14 protein-coding genes and 4 tRNA genes are annotated in these 17,094 nt (G+C 65.0%); 7 read left to right on the forward strand and 11 right to left on the reverse strand.

All coding sequences use genetic code 11. From position 1 onward, the window contains the following. Positions 1-7: 7 nt before the first annotated feature. From BLW84_RS03445 to BLW84_RS03460, 4 genes are all read right to left on the reverse strand, one after another. Positions 8-82, reverse strand: a tRNA-Val gene (locus tag BLW84_RS03445). A 1-nt stretch (position 83) separates the two neighbouring features. After that, positions 84-155: transfer RNA gene (locus BLW84_RS03450), tRNA-Cys, on the reverse strand. A 47-nt stretch (positions 156-202) separates the two neighbouring features. Then, positions 203-275: transfer RNA gene (locus BLW84_RS03455), tRNA-Gly, on the reverse strand. A 141-nt stretch (positions 276-416) separates the two neighbouring features. Then, the gene (locus BLW84_RS03460; protein ID WP_093261194.1) at positions 417-842 is read right to left on the reverse strand and encodes an SsgA family sporulation/cell division regulator; all 426 of its coding nucleotides are present in this window, start codon (positions 840-842) and stop codon (positions 417-419) included. A 970-nt stretch (positions 843-1,812) separates the two neighbouring features. On the opposite strand from BLW84_RS03460, the gene BLW84_RS03465 reads away from it, so the two are divergent. Both BLW84_RS03465 and BLW84_RS03470 read left to right on the forward strand, forming a co-directional pair. Further along, positions 1,813-2,181, forward strand: coding sequence for a TIGR02611 family protein (locus tag BLW84_RS03465; RefSeq protein WP_281247360.1), 369 nt, complete (start codon positions 1,813-1,815; stop codon positions 2,179-2,181). A 57-nt stretch (positions 2,182-2,238) separates the two neighbouring features. Continuing rightward, positions 2,239-2,310, forward strand: a tRNA-Val gene (locus BLW84_RS03470). A 17-nt stretch (positions 2,311-2,327) separates the two neighbouring features. On the opposite strand, the gene BLW84_RS03475 is transcribed toward BLW84_RS03470, so the two are convergent. Both BLW84_RS03475 and BLW84_RS03485 read right to left on the reverse strand, forming a co-directional pair. Further along, positions 2,328-3,557, reverse strand: a complete 1,230-nt coding sequence (locus BLW84_RS03475; protein WP_093261199.1) for a tyrosine-type recombinase/integrase — start codon at positions 3,555-3,557, stop codon at positions 2,328-2,330. Between the two features lie 339 nt (positions 3,558-3,896). Beyond that, the gene (locus tag BLW84_RS03485; RefSeq protein WP_093261202.1) at positions 3,897-4,196 is read right to left on the reverse strand and encodes a hypothetical protein; all 300 of its coding nucleotides are present in this window, start codon (positions 4,194-4,196) and stop codon (positions 3,897-3,899) included. A 1,181-nt stretch (positions 4,197-5,377) separates the two neighbouring features. Between BLW84_RS03485 and BLW84_RS03490 the strand changes: the two genes are divergently transcribed. Beyond that, positions 5,378-6,385 (forward strand): methionyl-tRNA formyltransferase, encoded by a 1,008-nt coding sequence (locus BLW84_RS03490; protein WP_245760910.1) that lies wholly within the window; start codon positions 5,378-5,380, stop codon positions 6,383-6,385. On the opposite strand, the gene BLW84_RS03495 is transcribed toward BLW84_RS03490, so the two are convergent. Next, entirely contained in the window at positions 6,360-8,759 is a 2,400-nt protein-coding gene (locus BLW84_RS03495) for an ATP-binding protein (RefSeq protein WP_093261206.1), read from the reverse strand. The two genes, BLW84_RS03490 and BLW84_RS03495, sit on opposite strands and share 26 nt — an antisense overlap. A 3-nt stretch (positions 8,760-8,762) precedes the next feature. After that, positions 8,763-9,338, reverse strand: coding sequence for a DUF6879 family protein (locus tag BLW84_RS03500; RefSeq protein WP_245760911.1), 576 nt, complete (start codon positions 9,336-9,338; stop codon positions 8,763-8,765). Positions 9,339-9,984: 646 nt separating this feature from the next. On the opposite strand from BLW84_RS03500, the gene BLW84_RS03510 reads away from it, so the two are divergent. Further along, positions 9,985-10,689 carry a TOTE conflict system archaeo-eukaryotic primase domain-containing protein gene (locus BLW84_RS03510; RefSeq protein ID WP_143060852.1) on the forward strand — a complete coding sequence of 235 codons (705 nt, stop codon included), beginning with the start codon at positions 9,985-9,987 and terminating at the stop codon, positions 10,687-10,689. Between the two features lie 495 nt (positions 10,690-11,184). Then, complete coding sequence (locus tag BLW84_RS03515; RefSeq protein ID WP_093261215.1) at positions 11,185-12,279, forward strand: F420-dependent hydroxymycolic acid dehydrogenase; 1,095 nt, start codon at positions 11,185-11,187, stop codon at positions 12,277-12,279. A 478-nt stretch (positions 12,280-12,757) separates the two neighbouring features. Here BLW84_RS03515 and BLW84_RS03520 read toward each other — a convergent pair whose 3' ends face one another. The 3 genes from BLW84_RS03520 to BLW84_RS45985 are packed head-to-tail and all read right to left on the reverse strand — an operon-like array spanning position 12,758 to position 14,413. Continuing rightward, positions 12,758-13,594 carry an anti-sigma-D factor RsdA gene (locus BLW84_RS03520; protein ID WP_245760912.1) on the reverse strand — a complete coding sequence of 279 codons (837 nt, stop codon included), beginning with the start codon at positions 13,592-13,594 and terminating at the stop codon, positions 12,758-12,760. After that, positions 13,591-14,181, reverse strand: a complete 591-nt coding sequence (locus BLW84_RS03525) for an RNA polymerase sigma factor (RefSeq protein WP_093261217.1) — start codon at positions 14,179-14,181, stop codon at positions 13,591-13,593. The genes BLW84_RS03520 and BLW84_RS03525 overlap by 4 nt, the downstream gene beginning before the upstream one ends. Further along, a complete protein-coding gene (locus tag BLW84_RS45985; protein WP_143060853.1) occupies positions 14,165-14,413 on the reverse strand; it encodes a hypothetical protein in 249 nt (82 codons plus the stop codon). Before BLW84_RS45985 ends, BLW84_RS03525 begins: the two co-directional genes overlap by 17 nt. A 556-nt stretch (positions 14,414-14,969) precedes the next feature. Here BLW84_RS45985 and BLW84_RS03530 point away from each other — a divergent pair. Further along, positions 14,970-15,941 (forward strand): alpha/beta hydrolase, encoded by a 972-nt coding sequence (locus BLW84_RS03530; protein WP_093261219.1) that lies wholly within the window; start codon positions 14,970-14,972, stop codon positions 15,939-15,941. A 138-nt stretch (positions 15,942-16,079) separates the two neighbouring features. Then, positions 16,080-17,093 carry an AraC family transcriptional regulator gene (locus BLW84_RS48860; RefSeq protein WP_093261221.1) on the forward strand — a complete coding sequence of 338 codons (1,014 nt, stop codon included), beginning with the start codon at positions 16,080-16,082 and terminating at the stop codon, positions 17,091-17,093. The last annotated feature ends 1 nt before the right edge of the window (position 17,094 follow it).

The raw sequence follows: 17,094 nt of genomic DNA on the forward strand, positions 1-17,094 counted from the left end.
AAAGATATGGTGCGCGATACTGGGATTGAACCAGTGACCTCTACCGTGTCAAGGTAGCGCTCTCCCACTGAGCTAATCGCGCGAGGCGGAGGCGGGAATCGAACCCGCGTACAGGGCTTTGCAGGCCCTTGCCTAAGCCACTCGGCCACTCCGCCAGACTCCGCATCCACGCCGAAGTCGGCTGGACCGCCAGAGAATCCAGAGCGGACGACGGGATTCGAACCCGCGACCCTCACCTTGGCAAGGTGATGCGCTACCAGCTGCGCTACGTCCGCCTGCCTGCGACTTCGAAGCCGGAGAACCTCCGGCCCGTCCGCCGCGTTGCACAGTGAACTCTAGACCACGCCCACGACCGCGATCAAAGGGGGGTCACATCGCCCGGCGCGCCGCCGCGCCGGGCCGATCTTCCCCCTGGATCAGCCCAGGTCGTGGGGCAGCAGCCGGGTCAGCGCCTCATCGACGTCGACCCACAGGTTCTCGTTGCCCGGCACCACGACGTCGTAGGTGCGGTCGAGGAAGTCCGCGAGTTCCTGCGCCGAGGCCTCGAAGACCGCGTGGCCGGACGGCGAGCTCAGCTCGATCGCCACGACCTCGGGGTCGTCGACCACCGGCCGGATCGTCACGTCGCCCTCGCCCGCGTGCGCGATCAGCCCGTCGGCGAGCAGGTCGCGGGCGAACACCCACTCGACCCAGCCGGCGCGGCCGGTGCGGAACGCGGCCACCACCGCGTACGGATCCCGGGTGTCGTAACGCAGCTCGACCTGAACCGGCACGGCAGGTGCCTGCGGAGCCAACAGATCGAACACGGCCGTCGAACGGAGTGTCACGTGATCGTTACGCATTGTCCTCCCCTTTCCGCTCCTTCCCGGTCCGTTTATCGACCGAGCAACACAGTTGTGACGCCTCATCGGGCCGAAACGCTCGCAACTCCCGCATAGATCACCCGTACGGGGCAGGCCCCAATTCGCTGGGCAATCAAGCGAACGCACAGCGTGTTCGCAGAGCTCCGGTTTCGGGGCGAACACGGATCCGGTCATCCATTGCGAGACGGACCAGAACCGAAGTCCACACCGGAGGAAGATCCACCGCGAACAACCCGACTCCAGGACGTTGAGTCGCAGGACCCGCACCCCACTCGGTGACCGAACTCCACTACGTTCCGTAACCGAGCGAACCGCTCTTGCAACGGGCCTTCGATCCGTCGCCCTCGTCCTGCGGAACCCTCTGCCGCGCCCGGTCTGACCACCGGGTTTACCGCTTCGTCGAGCTCGCTTGACGTCCGCTCAAGGATAGGCGATCGAACCACCCGGCATTCTCGCAGCGGGGCCCGCCGATGAGACGCTCACCACCACAGTTCCCCGTATCGGGCTAATGGTCCGAACCGTCTCCGTTATCGGTCACGCGTACGCCCGAACGCCCGGTCGAGAGTGGCGTCACACTGTGACCAGGATCGAAGACCGGCGACAGGGCCGAAAGACCCGACACCACCCACTACCGGCGATGATTCCGGTCACATTCGAACCGCGGCGGGCGAACCCGCACCGGCCAACTGCGCGCTTGACACCCTAACCGCGCGGTCACGGCCACAACCGGCCCAGACCCGTATTCTGACGCACATCGGGCACCGCGGGCGACCACCGCCCGACGAGAGGTGCCCAACACCGACGAACGTTCGCAACCGGCAGGTGGACAGCCCTGAACGACACGACCAAGTCGGGACACCGCGAAACCGACGCGGAACCCACCACCGACCAGCAGCGAGCCCCGCGGCTGCACGCCCTGCGCCGGCGCCTGCACGCCGTCCGCGAACGCATCCGCAGCAAGCCCGGCCTCAACATCACCTACCGCGTCGTGCTCGGCGTCTTCGGCACCGCGGTGCTCCTCGCCGGCATCCTGATGATCCCGTACCCGGGCCCCGGCTGGCTCGTCGTCTTCGCGGGCCTCGGGATCCTCGCCACCGAGTTCCACTGGGCCCACCGGGTCAACAAGTTCGCCAAGCGCCACTACCAGCGCTGGGTGCGCTGGCTCGGCCGCCAGCACCTCGCCACGAAGCTCGCCGTCATGGGCGCCACCTGCCTCGTCGTCCTCACGACGCTGTGGCTGCTGGGCCTGTTCAACACCGCCGGAGGCTGGCTCGGCCTGCACTGGACGTGGTTGGCCTCCCCCCTGTTCGGCCCCTGAAAACGATCGTGTATTGTTCTTCTCGTCGCCGGGAACGGGGACGAAACAACAGAACAAGGGCGATTAGCTCAGGGGGAGAGCGCTTCGTTCACACCGAAGAGGTCACTGGTTCGATCCCAGTATCGCCCACAGTGTGTTTTGCCTGATCAGATGGCCTGTTGATGATTTTCATCGACAGGCCATCGGTGTTTTGGGAGCAGATTGGGAGCACGGCGTCCTGACCACACGCACGAATCCGAAGTGGTCACGCCGCAGCCTTGGCTGTCGTCCCAAGTCCATCCACCGTCCTGCTCCCACCGCCGCTGCAGGACGACGAGCATCTCCTCGACCATCACTTCTGTCACGTGTGAGTAGAGGTCGTCGGTGTCCTTACGCTTGTGCCCGAGGCGCACCAGTCGCAGGATGCGCGGGACCTTGTCTTCGATCAGCCACGTCTCGTGAGTATGGCGAAGATCATGGAAGTGCATCTCCTGGTTCAGCGGTGTCCACCCCCGCTCCTCGTCCCCGGCGAGGGCGGGCAGCCAGACCCGACGGCGGAAGTTGGACCGGCGGTGCATTCCCCCGTCGGCCCCTGTGAACACGAACCGCGCGTCGGGATTGCGCTCCCGGTGCCCGGCAAGCTGGTCAGCCAGGACCGGTGGAAGGTGCACGGTGCGGACGCTGGCCGGGGTCTTCGGCGAACCGAGTTCGAGCCGCCCCCGAACCTCGTGCAGGGCGCCGAATTCCGGGTCGACCTCGATGCGCGGGTCGTCGTCGAGGTAGGTGCGGATCCACTGCAACCCGGCCAGCTCGCCCCACCGCAGGCCGGTGTAGGCGGCGGTGATGGTCAGCATCCCGGCATCCGGTGCCATGCGCCCGGCCAGCGCGTCGACTTCGTCGGTAGTGGCGTGGGGCCGTTCGGGTCGGTCGTCGAAGCTGATGCGCAGTTTCCGGCACGGATTCGCGCCGATCAATCCCTCGTCCACGGCTTCGCCAAGGATCATCGAGAAAAGGATGAGGATGTCCTGGACGCTCTTGTCCGCCAGGTTCGGGCGCAGCGTTTTGTTCACCCATCCCTTGACCGCGATACGCGCGATGTCGCCCAGGGCGGTGCCGGACCAGCGGGGCAGGATGTGATTGCGGATGTGTGAGTCGTAGGTCGCCCAGGTCACGTCGCCGACGCGGTGCGCGTCCGACCAGGCACGAATCCACTCGTCGATCGTGGTCTGCGCGAGCCGGGGGTCGGTGAACTGGCGGCGTCGCTGGTCAGACTCCACATCGGCCGCGCGATTGTCCGCATCCTGCTGGGTGGCGAATCCGTTCTCAGTGAAGATTGTTCCGTCGTTCAGACGATAGCGGACACGGAAACCGTCTCCGCGTTTTTCTACCCACGCCATTGTTGGCTCCCTTTCATGAAAGCGTGGATACGGCCATGCCGGAAATTCGGCACGGCCATATCCACGCTCTGTGGAAGGAAAAGCGCACCCTAACGTCGTCGTCGGAGAAGCGGAGGTGCTTACCGAGGAAGGTGCAGGGAATCGCGCGCAGACTGGCCTTGCGGCGTAGCCAGGATTCCTTGACGGCAAGGTGTTTCGCTGCCTCGGCGGGCCTGTACAGGAAGGTGGATCGCGAGGCAGGGGTGGCGCCGTCGTGAGGGGCGTCGGTGCGTGGCTGAACCGGGGGTTTGCGCTTCGGGGTTTGAAGGGGCATCGAGTGATCTCCTCGTAGGTTCAGCGTCACGGGCAGCATGTCGGCGTGTCATCGGTGTTGTTTTTGGGCACCAGCGAGCCTTTCTCGATCTCAATGACGGCCTCGCCGCTGTGCTTCGGGCACAAGCTGGCGATGACCACATCCGCCTCCGCGGCATGATCGCCGAGGTCGTCGGGCAAGGCGCTGGTTGGCACTGCGGGATCGGGGTCGTCGAAACTCGGTGGCCCGTCGACGAGATCAGCCCAGTACGGCCGGGAGGCCGGCTTCGGAGTGGGCGTGAGGTGGGCGGCCCGGGCGGTGCGATCAAGAGCCCTCACGGCGGTCAACGCCGCCTCCTTGCCCGCCGGGGCCGCCTGGCCGTGCGGCTCGCTTTCAGGACGGGGCTGGCGGGCTGGTCGGGGATCGCTGCGGTGCCGGGTCCGGCCAGCAGCACGACCCGCTAGCCCGGCCAGGTAAAGGAGGCGACGATCTTCTCCACGACCGCGGTCGGTCACACGGCCACGGCATCGATCGGCCGGGGCCCGCATGCCCACACCGACGCGGGAGTCGGCGCACCGGAAATGGCCCAAGACCGCGGCTCGGTCCGGGTACGGCGGCGGGCGGAGCCAGGCCGCCGACAACAACTCGACGCCGCCGCGAGCCGTTGCACGCCAGGATGCGAGGGCAAGACTCGACGCGGAGTCCTCTCGTCGACGAGCGGGTTGGGAATGACCGGGCGAGTTCAGGGATGCCTCCGCGGTGGTGCTGCGCGTTGTGTGCTGGTGACATCTCTGAACTCCGAAATAAACACCGGTTGGGGACAACCGGGCCTCGAATTTTTTCTCGCCAACGTGGCCCGGCCGCAGTCGAGGCAGTTTTCGCACACAGGATTCGGAAGATAAAAGCGCGCACGCGCGCGTGAAGCGCGATGGCAACAACATGCGCAGACGAGGCCGTAGATCAGTCAGAGCAAATTCTTCCGGACTGCTCGCCGACCGGGCCGCAGGAGGGCGTGTCACTGCCGGCTCACCCGGCCGCAACTACTACGGTCTCCACACCAGTGAGCTGCAAGTGTGCAGCACACTACACAACGACTCGCCGCAGCCCGGCTTGCTGTCCCGGAGACGGGGCGCCGCGATTCTGCACCTCTTCTGCACCCTCGATGCCAAATCCGGACGCGAAAAGGGACCAGGCCTCCTGACCTGGGTTTTTGTTCCTCCGGCCGGACTCGAACCAGTAACCCTTCGGTTAACTGACCGGTTAGTATTCACCAGTCGCTCTCGGTCGATCTAGCTGGGATATTTGCAATTGCTCACGTCTTGATTCGCCCACATTCGCCCCCAATCGGCGACGATTCTGCACCATAAATGCACCCTCGTTCGTGATCTTGCCGCTGAGACGGCTGGCCAATCCCTTGGCCGTACTGCACAACCGGGCACGTTGTTCTCGGTACGGGAGCGGGCCGCGCCGTAGAGCATCTACACGGCCTCGGCGGCGTCGAACCAGCATGGCGCCTGGACGCGCCTACATGGCGGATCCCGCAACAGCCGTCGGCCGGCGGCCTTTGGCGGCAAAGTCGGCGAAACGCCCAGAATCAACCGAAAAGGCCATGCGCGCTGCCCTTCTGTGCTCGGTGATCAGTGAGATGATCTTGGTTATGTCGAAATCGCCGCGCGTCGTGCTCGCCTCATTCGGTCCTGACCAGTTCGCAACACTCCACTCCGCATGCGAACAAGCCGGATTCGTGCCGGTTTCCTACGCTTACTCCCGCTCCAAGAGACCGCGGCAGCGGAGTTCTCCGAACTCTGGGAGGATTGTCGGCGAAGTTCTCGATGTCATTCCACCCGGCATGGACCTGTTGCTCCCCGGCAGCGCCGACGGTCTGGCCACCGCCCTGTCGGGGTATCACCCCGATCTCATAGTGGTGTACGGGTTTTCGTGGAAGCTGCCCGAAGCCGCACTGCGCTTGCCCCGGTACGGCGTCATCAACGTGCACACTTCTTTGCTGCCGCGGTACCGGGGGCCCGCGCCGGTCCTGTGGGCGATCCGCAACGGTGATGCCGACATGGGCGTGACGATCCACCGCATGGACAGCGAATTCGACACAGGGAACATCATCATTCAGCGAGGCGGCATTCCGCTGGACGACGACATAACTCAGGAAAGTCTTTCGGCGCGAATCAATCCGGTGATCAGTGATCTTCTCGGCATCGCGCTCGAACGCGTCGTGACAGGTTTCCCCGGGATCCCGCAGGACGACTCCGAGGCCTCCTACGCAGGGTTCATGGAACCGGGGTTTTCGCACGTAGACTGGGCGCACACTGCCCGTGACATTCACAACCAGGTTCGCACGTTCCGATTCATGGGATCCGGACGCGGTCCGCTCGGGCAGATCGACGGCCGGTGGGTGAAGATCCTCCAGACCAGTACTACCCGGGCGGAAGGCATCCGGATTGACTGCGCGGACGGGCCACTCTGGGTGACCGAATTCGTGCCCGCCGAGCCACCCGCTACGGACGGCCCAGCGCCTCGGTAAGGCGTTCACGTTTCGCGGCGGCTTTCGGATCTTCGAAGTCGGTGAGGCTTCGCAGGGCTTCCTGCCGGCAGTGCGATGCTTCCGCAGCCGCGTCGGTAGCAGCGAGAGCTACGGCGAGGTCGTCAAGCGTGTGAGCCAGCTGCCAGTGATCTCCGAGTTCGCGGTGGATCGCTGCCGCTCGCCGGTGGAAGTCAGCTGCCTCTCGGAGGCGGCCAAGTTCCTGGTACGCCTGGCCGGTGCCGTGCAACGCCATGGCCTCGCGGCTGCGATCGCCCAAGCGCTGCTGAATGATCGCAGCTTCCTGGCAGGAGACCAGCGCCTCGCCCGGTTCGCCCACGGCCCGCTGAATCCGCGCCAGTTCAACCAACCAATGCGCTTCCCACATTCGGTTGTTGAACTGGCCGGCAATGGCGAGAGCATCGCGGATCGACGAAAGCGCGTTCTCGACATCGCCCGTTTCCCGCAGAGTCATGCTGAGGATGAACAGGGCGTTTCCTTCGCGGGCTCGATCGGCCAGCTCCCGGTAGAATCGCAGTGCCGCATGCAGGTTTTCGATCGCTTCCTCGAATTCTCCGAGCTCGTAGTAGGTCTCCCCGAGATTGCACAGCGCCAAGCCCTCCCGGCGCCTGTCCCCGATCTCTCGTGAGATCACCATGCTCTGTTCGAAGTAGGACTTCGCATCCGCCAGCCTTCGCCGCCGGAGTCCGAGCAAGCCGAGCGCATTGATGGAAATCGCCCTTCCCGGTTGATCGCCGATTTCCTCGCGAACCGTCAAGGCAGCGCGATGGTAACTCTCGCTCTCGGCCAGCCGACGCGCTTGGAAGGACGACTTCCCCAGGCTTTCGAGCATCTCGGCTTCCCCGTGGAGATCGCCGGCCTGGCGAGCGGACTCCAGTCCGATGAGACTGGTAGCCAGCCAATCGTCGAATATGTTCCTGCTCGCGTAAATGCTCCGCAGCATGGCCGAAAGCTGCCATGCGACCCGATGCAGCGGGACGTCCGAGGCAGCACGAGCAGCAGCGACCAGATTGGATCTCTCCACCTCGAACCAGTCCAACGCCTCAGTGCGTCCGCCGAAGGTCAGGGGAACGACATCAACCTCGGGTGGTTCGAGGGAGAATCGCCGAGTGCCGGGGAAGATGACGTGCAGCGCGGAGTCAAGTGTGTGCAGGTACCAGCTGAGCACGCGCCGCAATGCAGTTCGGCGGCTTTCCGGGGTCTCCTCGTGAAGCACCTGGTCGGCCGCGTAAGCGCGCAGCAGATCGTGGAGTTGATACCGCCTGGGCGCGCGCTGCTCGAGCAGATGAGCCCCTACCAGGACATCCAGTTGGCGACGTACCCGACTGCCGTCATCGTTGATCAACACGGCGGCTACCTCTGCGCCGAATTCCGAGCCTGGAAGCAGACCCAGCAGTCGAAACAGCCGCGCCACCTCCGCTGACAGCGTCCGGTACGACCAGGCGAACACGGTTCGAACCGCGTCTGCCTCCTCGTCATCTTCGGCTGTGAGGGCATCCCACAACGCCGACTCGTCGCGGAGATCCGAGATCAGATCGCCAAGCCGCATCAGCGGCCGACTGGCAGCACGCTCCGCGGCGATCCGCAACGCCAGTGGTAGCCGTGCGCACAACCGGGCCAACTCCCGCAATTCAGCGTCGTCGTCACCTGCCCGGTAGCCCGCAGTGACCGCGCGCAACAGCGCGATGGCCTCCGTCTCGGGGAGTACGTCCAAGCTCAGCCGCCGCGCACCGTCTCTGGCGACCAGTCCCGAAAGCCGACTTCGGCTGGTCACCACAACCAAGCACCCTGCCGTTCCGGGCAGCAAGGGCCGCACCTGCCCGACCGACGCGGCATTGTCAAGGATGATCAACACCCGCTGGCCGGCCAGCCGCGAGCGGTACAGGGCGGCCTTTCCCTCAAGCTCAGCAGGAATCGCGGCCGCGGGTTCGCCGAGTGCCCGCAGAAACCGGTCGAGAGCTTCTTCGGCCGTTACCGGAAGACCCGGATCGTAGCCCCGGAGGTTGGCGTACAACTGCCCATCCGGGAAGCGCTGACGCATCAAGTGCGCCCAGTGCAGGGCCAACGAGGTCTTACCGACCCCAGCGGTACCCGTGATCACCGACAGCGCCACCACCATGGGTTCATCACGGTCATCGGTCAGGACCCCGTCGAGGTGTTCCAGCTCCGCGTTCCGGTTGACGAAACTACGCACATCCTGGGGAAGCTGCTGCGGCGTGGGGACGGACGACCGGTCGGCTCCGTGGAAGTGAACACCTCCGTAGACATGCCGGGCTTGCACGACATCAGCTGCCGACCCGGACACTTCCGTGTGGTTGTCGTGCCGCGATAATTCGTCCGGGTCTCCACTGCGCATTCGTCATTCCCCACGAGGAACTGCCAACGAGGCCACCCTGCGTTCGAAATAGCTGGACAGGCTTTCTCCCATCTCATAAAGGTCCTGAATGAACTGCTGGCACCGCGCGATCAGGCTCCTGTCCTGATATCGGATACCGGCTTGAAGAACCCCGTCTTCGTCGTACTCAGCTTGGTACATGACGTCGTTTCCGAGGGTGTAGATCTCGGGCAGCGGACCGCCCTTTTCGAAGTGCTCGACCTGTTTGACGTCCACGACGTGGACTTTGCCGCCGTACTCGTGCCGAATTCGCAGCAGATGCAGTTCCCACTGAAGATAGGGAGTGACCGGTTCTTCGACGACCCTGACCCGCCAGGTACTAAACCCCCGTTCGGCGATCCGCCGATAGTAGTCGGCCAGGCTGCTGCGCCGCGCTTCGATCAGGCGCATCGCTTCAGCCCAATCTCCGCTAGCGAAGGCCACCCAGCTGTCGTTTCCCGGTTCCTTGAAATGTTGTTGGCGCTCCAGCTTCCAGAACCCCGGTTCCTCGATGCGCCAGAAGTGCCGCTGAAAGTCAGCGCGGTACTCGTCGAGCGGCATCCGATCGCCTCGCGCGCAGTCAAGCAGCTCATTCATCGGGTATGTTCAACTTCGCAGCCACGATCGTGGCCCGTGGGATGATCACAAGCCGCTCATCCGTGTCAACAGTCACACCTGCGGGGAGCCGCGACCGGTAGGAGTCCGTGAGATCCCGTCCGATGACTGCGATATCGCCGTTATCGAGCTCCCAGATGTCGGGACAACTGTCGTCCTCAGAGGTCAAACTGAGCTCGTGCGCAGACTTCCCCCATCGCCGTGCAAGCGAGGACGACGGGTCCGCTTCCCACCTTTTTTGGGGCATTTCGCACCTCATATCCGTCCACGGCACGCTTGTCCGCCGCGGAACCGCTCGACCACTGATTCAATTGTTCACAAATCTCGAATTGTCATATTCCAGGAATAGCCCTATCCAGCCAAGGTAGCATGATGATCTTGAGTAGCGTCGTTCGCGTTGTCACTTTGCGCCGATCGGCCCCGGAAGTGCGCCCAATTTGGTGAAGGCAGGCGCCCTACCCAACTCGCCACCGAACGACCCTGGCCCACCAAACGACTACAAGGACTCCTCGAATTCCAATGAGGCGATCGGATGTAACCATGCAGTCACCACGTCGCAGACCACTACGGTTCTCGTTCTACGATGTGTCGGATGGGTGGCGAACTCCAGTCGGCGGAGGCAGCAGGGCTTGCCGAAGAGGTAGCGAGCCTTCGCGCGCTGACTGCACGTCTGCAAGCGGAGAACAGACGGTTGCTGCGCCTGTTGGAGTTGACGCCTGCCCGGGCGTCCCCGCCTGGGCCTGTTCAGACGGGCTTCTTCGAAGCCCGGCCCGGTCCGGTCGATCGGCAGTCGGCACCAGAAGTGAAGGTCGACTTCTTCGGCGCGCTGTTCGCTGCCCGCACGGATATCTATGCGGTGCGGTGGGAGAATACGCGCACTGGCAAGGCGGGCTGGCTGCCAGCGGTGCGCGGCGGGTGGCGTAAGGGTATGCGCCACGAGGATCGGGATTACCTGCCGCTGACCCGGGAGGTTGTGCGGGCCCACCTATCCGGCGAGATGCACATCGGGTTGTATCCGCTACTGGACGGCGATCGGTGCTGCTGGCTAGCGGCTGACTTCGATGGGCAGGCAGCAACGCTGGACGCATTGGCTTATCTGAAGGCCGCGCGGGCTTGCGCAGTACCCGCCGCTTTGGAAGTGTCGCGGTCAGGGGTCGGCGCGCATGTGTGGATGTTCTTCGCCGCACCCGTACCAGCTGAGACGGCCCGTCGACTTGGCACGGCGTTGCTGCGGGAGGCTATGGCGCTGCGCGGGCATATGGATCTGGCCAGTTACGACAGGCTGTTCCCCGCGTAGGATGTGCTACCGGCCGACGACTTGCGCGGTCACGACCTGGGTGTGCTGGTCGCCCCGCCTGGCGCGAGCAAGACCGTAATCGCCTGCGCGGCGTAGACCCCACCCTCGGTCGACTTCGCCAGACATTGTTGAGCCAGGAGATGGGTCGCTCGTGGGTGCGTTTTCTCAGGTCTTCAGAGGCTGTTCAGCTCAGCGCTGACGGCTGATCTTGTGTGGCTGGCGCGGTCACGCATACCTCGCAGGCTCTAGCTGGAGGGCAAACCCACGTCTCAGACTGGCCCGACGTCTAAGCGATCTTCCGCGTCGGGATCACCACCAACTGAACTGCTCCCCGGAAGTTGGACTGAGAAATTCAGTTCCAGCGTCCGGGGAGTAGTCGTATGGATGGGCGTAGTTCGTTGTCTGAGGCGCAACGTGATGACGACGCCCGCTTCGTGGGGTATCCGCGTGGAGTGCGTCGAGCGGGGTCGTCGATGGCGGTGGTGGTGCGTGACGATGAGTGGCGAAGTTCCCGAGGCGGGTATTACGCGTCGGCAGTTCGGGGCGTTGGGAGCGGTGGGGATCGCGGAGGCGGTCGGTGCGGCGGGGTGTTCTGCGGGGGCGCCTGGCGAGGCGCGGAAACCTGCCCCGGTGGGATTGGTACTTGGTCACGAGCAATTCCGGACGCCAGAACTGGTGTCCTTGGCCGAGCGCGCCGAACAGTCCGGCTTCGGCTACCTCTGGGCCAGCGACCACCTGCAGCCTTGGCAGGACAACGAGGGACACTCGATGTTCGCGTGGCTGACGCTCGCGTTGGTCAGCCAGCGCACCCGGTGGATCCCTTTCGGCACGGGCGTGACCTGCCCATTTTATCGGTACCACCCCTCGGTTGTCGCGCAGGCGTTCGCCTCGCTGGCGCTGCTCGCGCCAGGTCGCGTGTTCCTGGGGGTGGGCACCGGCGAAGCGGTCAACGAGCAGGCGGGCACCGGGCACTACGGTCGCTACGCAGAGCGGCGGGACCGGATGGTCGAGTCCATCGGGCTCATCCGGCAGTTGTGGACCGGACAGCGGATTTCGTTCCGCGGTCGCTACTTCCAAACCGACCAGCTCAGGCTCTACGACGTACCGGACCGGCCGCCACCGCTGTACGTGGCGGCGGGTGGGCCGAAGAGTGCCTACGTGGCAGGGCAGTACGGGGACGGCTGGATCACCGAAGCCGGCTCGGCGACCGACCCGAAACTGCGTGCGGCCTTCGCTGACGGTGCGCGCGCGGCCGGGAAGGATTCGGACGCCATGCCCAAGTGGGCCGAGCTGTTCGCGGTCGTCGGCGACCAGGGCGTGATCGACCGCGCGGCGGAGAAGTGGCGGTTCGTCGCCGCTGGCGGCATCGACCAGCCGAACCCGGTCGCGATCCAGCAGGCGGCCCAGCGCGTCCAGCTGAGCGCCGTCACCGCGAACTGGGCCACCGGCACCGACCCAGCTGCGCACGTCGGAGCGGTCCAGCGGCTGGTCGACGCGGGCGTGACGCCGTTTCTGCGCTTCCCACAGGACGATCCGGCGCAGGCCGTCGAGTTCTACGGCGCGCAAGTGCTGCCGAAGCTGAGGAGCTGACACCACTGACCGCGAGCCAGGTGCAACAGCCGCTGCCTGAGCGCAACCACGCCGCCGCCGGGGAACGAAAATCCATAATGGACGATCTCGCTCAGAAGAGTGCGCGGATGCGGATCGGTCGCGTGGGAGCACTCGCACAGCAGTTCATCATGTTGCGGACGTTCTTCACGGATCTGCTGGCGTCCTACCAAGCCTGACATGGACCGTTGAAGCATCACCACAACGACCAGAGCTCTCCGCGCTCTTTGCGCGACAGTCCACGCCAATGCACGCCAGACGCTGGCTCCTGGATCAGGAGCCAGCGTTCTCCAGTCCGATCAGGCAGTCCGCCGACCCCACGAAACTCAAGCTCGACGCGACCGACCCGCGCTGCATGACGAGGTCTCGATACGACAGACCAGCCTCCGGGAGTTGGTCGAAGTAGCAGAGCCGTTCAGTTTCTTGCGATCGGGATTGGCTGGGCCGCGCGGCGCGCGGCTCAGCCCTCCGGGGTAGGCGGGGCGGTCGGGTGTGTGGGGGGGCTCGGCGTGTTCGACAGGTGTTCGTTGTCGTCGATTCGCGCTGTCAGCGAGGCGTACGCTGCCCTCAGGTCGGACAGCCCGTGCTCGTCGTCGACGCCCCGCATCTGCTCCTGCGCGGAGCGCAGCGCTGCCTCGGCGGCGTTGCGGTTGCCGTTCTCGATCGCGCCCTCGGCGGTGTTCAGGTCCTCGCGGGCCGAGCTCGCGGCCTGCACCGCGCGGGTGTGGTCGGCGTAGAGAACCTGGGCCACGCCCCACAGCATGTCGCCGGGCTGCGCATCGCGAGCGGCCATGCCGACACCGGTGAAGGAGATCATCAGAACGGCGGCGGCGGTGGCCACCGGAACCAGATGACGGCGACCACGCCTGCGCTGCGGGCGGTTTCCCGCGACGATCGCGGTGACCGCGGCGTCAGTGTCGACCAGATCGCCGATCGGCACCGCGTCGGCATCCTGCCGCCAGGCGACCAGCAGCGACTCCAGGCTCGGACGCGTGGACTCGGTCGGCATGGACACATCGGGGTTGGTCCCACCGAGAGCGTCGAGTAATGCGTCGTCATCCTGCAGTGCGGTCAGGTCGACCGTAGGTGCGGAGTTTCGAGTTTCGCGGGCCTTGTCATCGTGGAAGATTCGGTCGATGACCTCGGCTGGGTCTATCGACGTCATTGTGGCGGTGGCATCCAGGTGCCGACCGGCGGCGGACAAGAGCCGGTCGATGTCGGCATCTCCGGTCACTACGGGAATTTCAGGCCCGGCCGCCGAGGCAGGGCTCGCCATCCGGTCGTCGTCGGTGGTCATCGCGCACCTCCAGTCGGGTTCCTGACGCGCCCGATGCCCAGTTCAGCGAGCACGTCAGGGCCAATGGATCGGCGGAGCTTCTCCCGGGCTCGGTGAAGCTTTGTCGTAACGTTGGTGGCGGTCAGGCCAAGTTGAGCGGCGATCTGGCCACGCGGCACACACGCGATCGCAAGGTCAAGGATCAACCGCTCCTCATCCGACAGTTCTGCCATCGCGTCGGCGAGAACACGCAAGGCGCTACGCGCTAGGTGACGGTCCTCGTAGCTTGCCTCTTTTTCCTCGAGGTTCACCATGTCCAAGGGATCGTGGAGTTCGCCGGCACGGCGCCGAGATCGCTGTTCCTCCCGAGCCTTATAGCTCATCGCGACGTACACGAAGGCTAGGCGCCGTCCGCAATCCGCATTGGCCAGTTCCCTTCCCCACGCTCCCCACGCGATGCACAGGGCGTCTTGAGCGATGTCCTTCCCTGCGGCCTCCGGCAGCCCGCTAAAACCGGCGTACCGCCTCGCAACGGACGCCAGTTCTCTGTCGTTCTCCTTCATAAACGCCTCGAAGTCACGCCGTAGGTCTTCATCGTCTACAGGCATCTCGCTCCGCCTCGGCCACTAGACCCTCGCCGAGGCGGGAATCGGGCACGCGCACGATGATGAGCGCCCGGCCACGTCGGGACTTGTCAATCAGCAGGGTTCCATCAGGGGCGGTGGAAAGGACCGACTTGTAGGTTTTTCTTCGTGATCGCTCGATGGCCAGTGCCAGCAGCATCGCCGCTGCGAGCCCTACTGGCCACGGCGCGTTGGCCAGAAAACCCATCAAGATCATGACTGGCATCCGTTCGTCGGTCGTTGTTCCGCTGTCATCTCGATATGACCGACGGAGGCCAGATGTCACACCCTCGACCAAAATTCGCGCCAAGAATGGCGTCTACCTGCGGGGCGGTCGGCCCCGCGCATTGCGCGGATGGTTCTACCGGACGGTCGTCGTGACAAAGTCTGGGCAGACCCGGGGCGCACCGGCCTACGCCGCGTGTGCTTGTGCGACCCGTCGGGCGAAGCGAGCCTGTCGAAGGTCCGTTTCGGCGGGTTGTGCACCGATGTTTGCGTTCTTGGACTTAGGACGTGCACGTTCAGCACACCCGGTTCTCTGCGGTCTTTGAAAAGCTGGGCGTGCAAACGATTCATTCGCGGATGGAGGATGCGGCGTCCGGCCGCTAGCCTCCGAGACCATCCAGGGCCATGTCGCGCATCTTCCGGACCTGTGTCCGGGTGCCACCGCGCCCGGGGTTGAGGCCAGCGCCCTGCTAGGCCGGTTCTTCCGGGCGGTAGCTCACCCGGTCAACCGAACATCGTCATCCGCACCCAGATGAGGAGTCGCAATCATGTCTGAGTACGTTCCGATGCCACCGGTGCTCGAACCGGCCGCCGCCGAGTTCGCGGCGGCGACTGCCAAGCCGCCGTTTCTGTTCGACCTCGGCCCGGTCGACGGCCGCAAGATCGTCGACGACGTCCAGTCCAGCGACATCGCCAAGGCCGCGGTCGACGACGAATGGATCACCGTCGACGGCGGCCCGACCGGATCGGTGGAGGCCCGCATCGTCAAGCCCGCCGGGGCCACCGGTGTCCTCCCGGTGATCATCTACCTCCACGGCGCCGGTTGGGTGTTCGGCAACGCCCACACCCACGACCGGCTGGTCCGCGAACTCGCCGTCGGCGCTAATGCGGCCGTGGTCTTCCCCGAGTATGACCTCTCCCCCGAGGCCCGCTACCCCGTCGCCATCGAGCAGAACTACACCGTCGCCCGCTGGATCGTCACCGACGGCGCGAGCAAAGATCTGAACGCCACCCGCATCGCCGTCGCCGGCGACTCGGTGGGCGGCAACATGTCCGCTGCCCTGACGCTCATGGCAAAGGAGCGCGGCGACGTGCCGCTGGTGCAACAGGTGCTGTTCTACCCGGTCACCGACGCAGCCTTCGATACCGACTCGTACCACGAATTCGCCGAGGGCTACTTCCTGCGCCGCGACGCCATGTACTGGTTCTGGGATCAGTACACCACCGACCCCGCGCAGCGAGCGGAGATCACTGCGAGCCCGCTGCGCGCAAGCGTCGAGCAACTCAAAAACCTGCCGCCGGCGCTGGTCATCACCGGCGAGGCCGACGTGCTCCGCGACGAGGGCGAGGCATACGCCAACAAGCTGCGTCAGGCCGGCGTCCCGGTGACCGCCACGCGTTACCAGGGCATCATCCACGACTTCGTGATGCTCAACGCCCTACGCGAAACCTACGCCGCCGATGCCGCCATCAACCAAGCCACCGCCACACTGCACGCAGCCCTCCACATCACCACCTGACCCAAGCTGGGTGACTCTGCCGAGACCCGGAGCGCGCACAGAGTATCGCTCTGTGCGCCGCGCGCCCGTAGGGTTTCGGTCGAAGCTGGGAGGCATCCGCAGCAGCTGCCGACTGCTGCGCCTAATGGAGACTGGCACATGAAAATCCTCTTCGACGCTGGGCAATTCGCCCCGAAGGATCGCGCCGCGGCTTTCGAGGCCGCGTTCGCCAGTGCCGTATCACCAACCCGGGTCCGGTTCCTCACCGAGCACCCGGCGTCCATTCAAGCCCGTGTATCTGGGACCCAACTCCACCGCAATGTCACGCTGGTACATACCGTCCACACCAGTGCCGTGCACGAACGTGCCGAGGAACACCGGAACCGGACCGGACCAGACCGGATCGCGTTCGTCCTGTTCGACGGTGCGCCCGGCTACTACGAGCACCACGGTTACCACCGACCGTTGCGTCGCGGCAATCTCTTCCTCACGGATCTGAACGCTGCATTCAATTACAGCTGTCAGGGCACCGGCACGGGCTTTAGCATCCAGGTCGAGCGTTCCCAACTGGAAGCGAGCGTGGAGACCATCCGTTCGGCCGACCACCGTCTCGCGACCAGCCCCCTGTACGGCGTGGTCCACGATCACCTGGCTTCCCTGGCCACCTACGCCCCGCTGCTGACCAGCCACCAGGCCCGTGAGGCCACCGCTGAAGCGACCGTCACCCTGCTGAAGGGACTGGTGGCCAGCACATCACAGGACGACTACCAACGCCGCGCCGCTGTCCACGACCATCTCCTGGGCCGGGTCACGCTCTACGTGCGCATGCACGCCGCCGACCCGGACATCAACCCTGACCAGATCGCTGCAGCTCACGCAATTTCGGTCCGCAAGCTGTTCCAGCTGTGGCAGTCCCAACCGCTTTCCCTCAACGAAACAATCATGCAGCTGCGACTAGAAATCGCTCAGCGACGCCTGCTCGCGCAGCCGAACCTCACCATCGCCGCGGTGGCCCGCGCCTGCGGGTTCGTCGACGCATCGCACTTCTCCCGCCGTTTCCGCAACGCCCTGGGCTGCACGCCAACCGACTGGCGTGCCTTGCACCGCAAGCATCCCCCGTCGCGGGCGAAAGCGGCTTCAGACTGGACGGGAAACACCAAATCCCCGCGTTAGA

The organism is Saccharopolyspora shandongensis (assembly GCF_900106995.1).
GTDB classification, from domain to species: domain Bacteria; phylum Actinomycetota; class Actinomycetes; order Mycobacteriales; family Pseudonocardiaceae; genus Saccharopolyspora; species Saccharopolyspora shandongensis.

What these genes read in the sequence shown, in the direction of transcription:
- BLW84_RS03460 (WP_093261194.1), bottom strand. Translation starts at nt 842, where the DNA reads ATGCGTAACGATCACGTGACACTCCGTTCGACGGCCGTGTTCGATCTG.
- BLW84_RS03475 (WP_093261199.1), bottom strand. Translation starts at nt 3,557, where the DNA reads ATGGCGTGGGTAGAAAAACGCGGAGACGGTTTCCGTGTCCGCTATCGT.
- BLW84_RS03490 (WP_245760910.1), top strand. Translation starts at nt 5,378, where the DNA reads ATGGCGGATCCCGCAACAGCCGTCGGCCGGCGGCCTTTGGCGGCAAAG.
- BLW84_RS03495 (WP_093261206.1), bottom strand. Translation starts at nt 8,759, where the DNA reads ATGCGCAGTGGAGACCCGGACGAATTATCGCGGCACGACAACCACACG.
- BLW84_RS03500 (WP_245760911.1), bottom strand. Translation starts at nt 9,338, where the DNA reads ATGCCGCTCGACGAGTACCGCGCTGACTTTCAGCGGCACTTCTGGCGC.
- BLW84_RS03510 (WP_143060852.1), top strand. Translation starts at nt 9,985, where the DNA reads ATGGGTGGCGAACTCCAGTCGGCGGAGGCAGCAGGGCTTGCCGAAGAG.
- BLW84_RS03515 (WP_093261215.1), top strand. Translation starts at nt 11,185, where the DNA reads ATGAGTGGCGAAGTTCCCGAGGCGGGTATTACGCGTCGGCAGTTCGGG.
- BLW84_RS03520 (WP_245760912.1), bottom strand. Translation starts at nt 13,594, where the DNA reads ATGACCACCGACGACGACCGGATGGCGAGCCCTGCCTCGGCGGCCGGG.
- BLW84_RS03525 (WP_093261217.1), bottom strand. Translation starts at nt 14,181, where the DNA reads ATGCCTGTAGACGATGAAGACCTACGGCGTGACTTCGAGGCGTTTATG.
- BLW84_RS45985 (WP_143060853.1), bottom strand. Translation starts at nt 14,413, where the DNA reads ATGATCTTGATGGGTTTTCTGGCCAACGCGCCGTGGCCAGTAGGGCTC.
- BLW84_RS03530 (WP_093261219.1), top strand. Translation starts at nt 14,970, where the DNA reads ATGTCTGAGTACGTTCCGATGCCACCGGTGCTCGAACCGGCCGCCGCC.
- BLW84_RS48860 (WP_093261221.1), top strand. Translation starts at nt 16,080, where the DNA reads ATGAAAATCCTCTTCGACGCTGGGCAATTCGCCCCGAAGGATCGCGCC.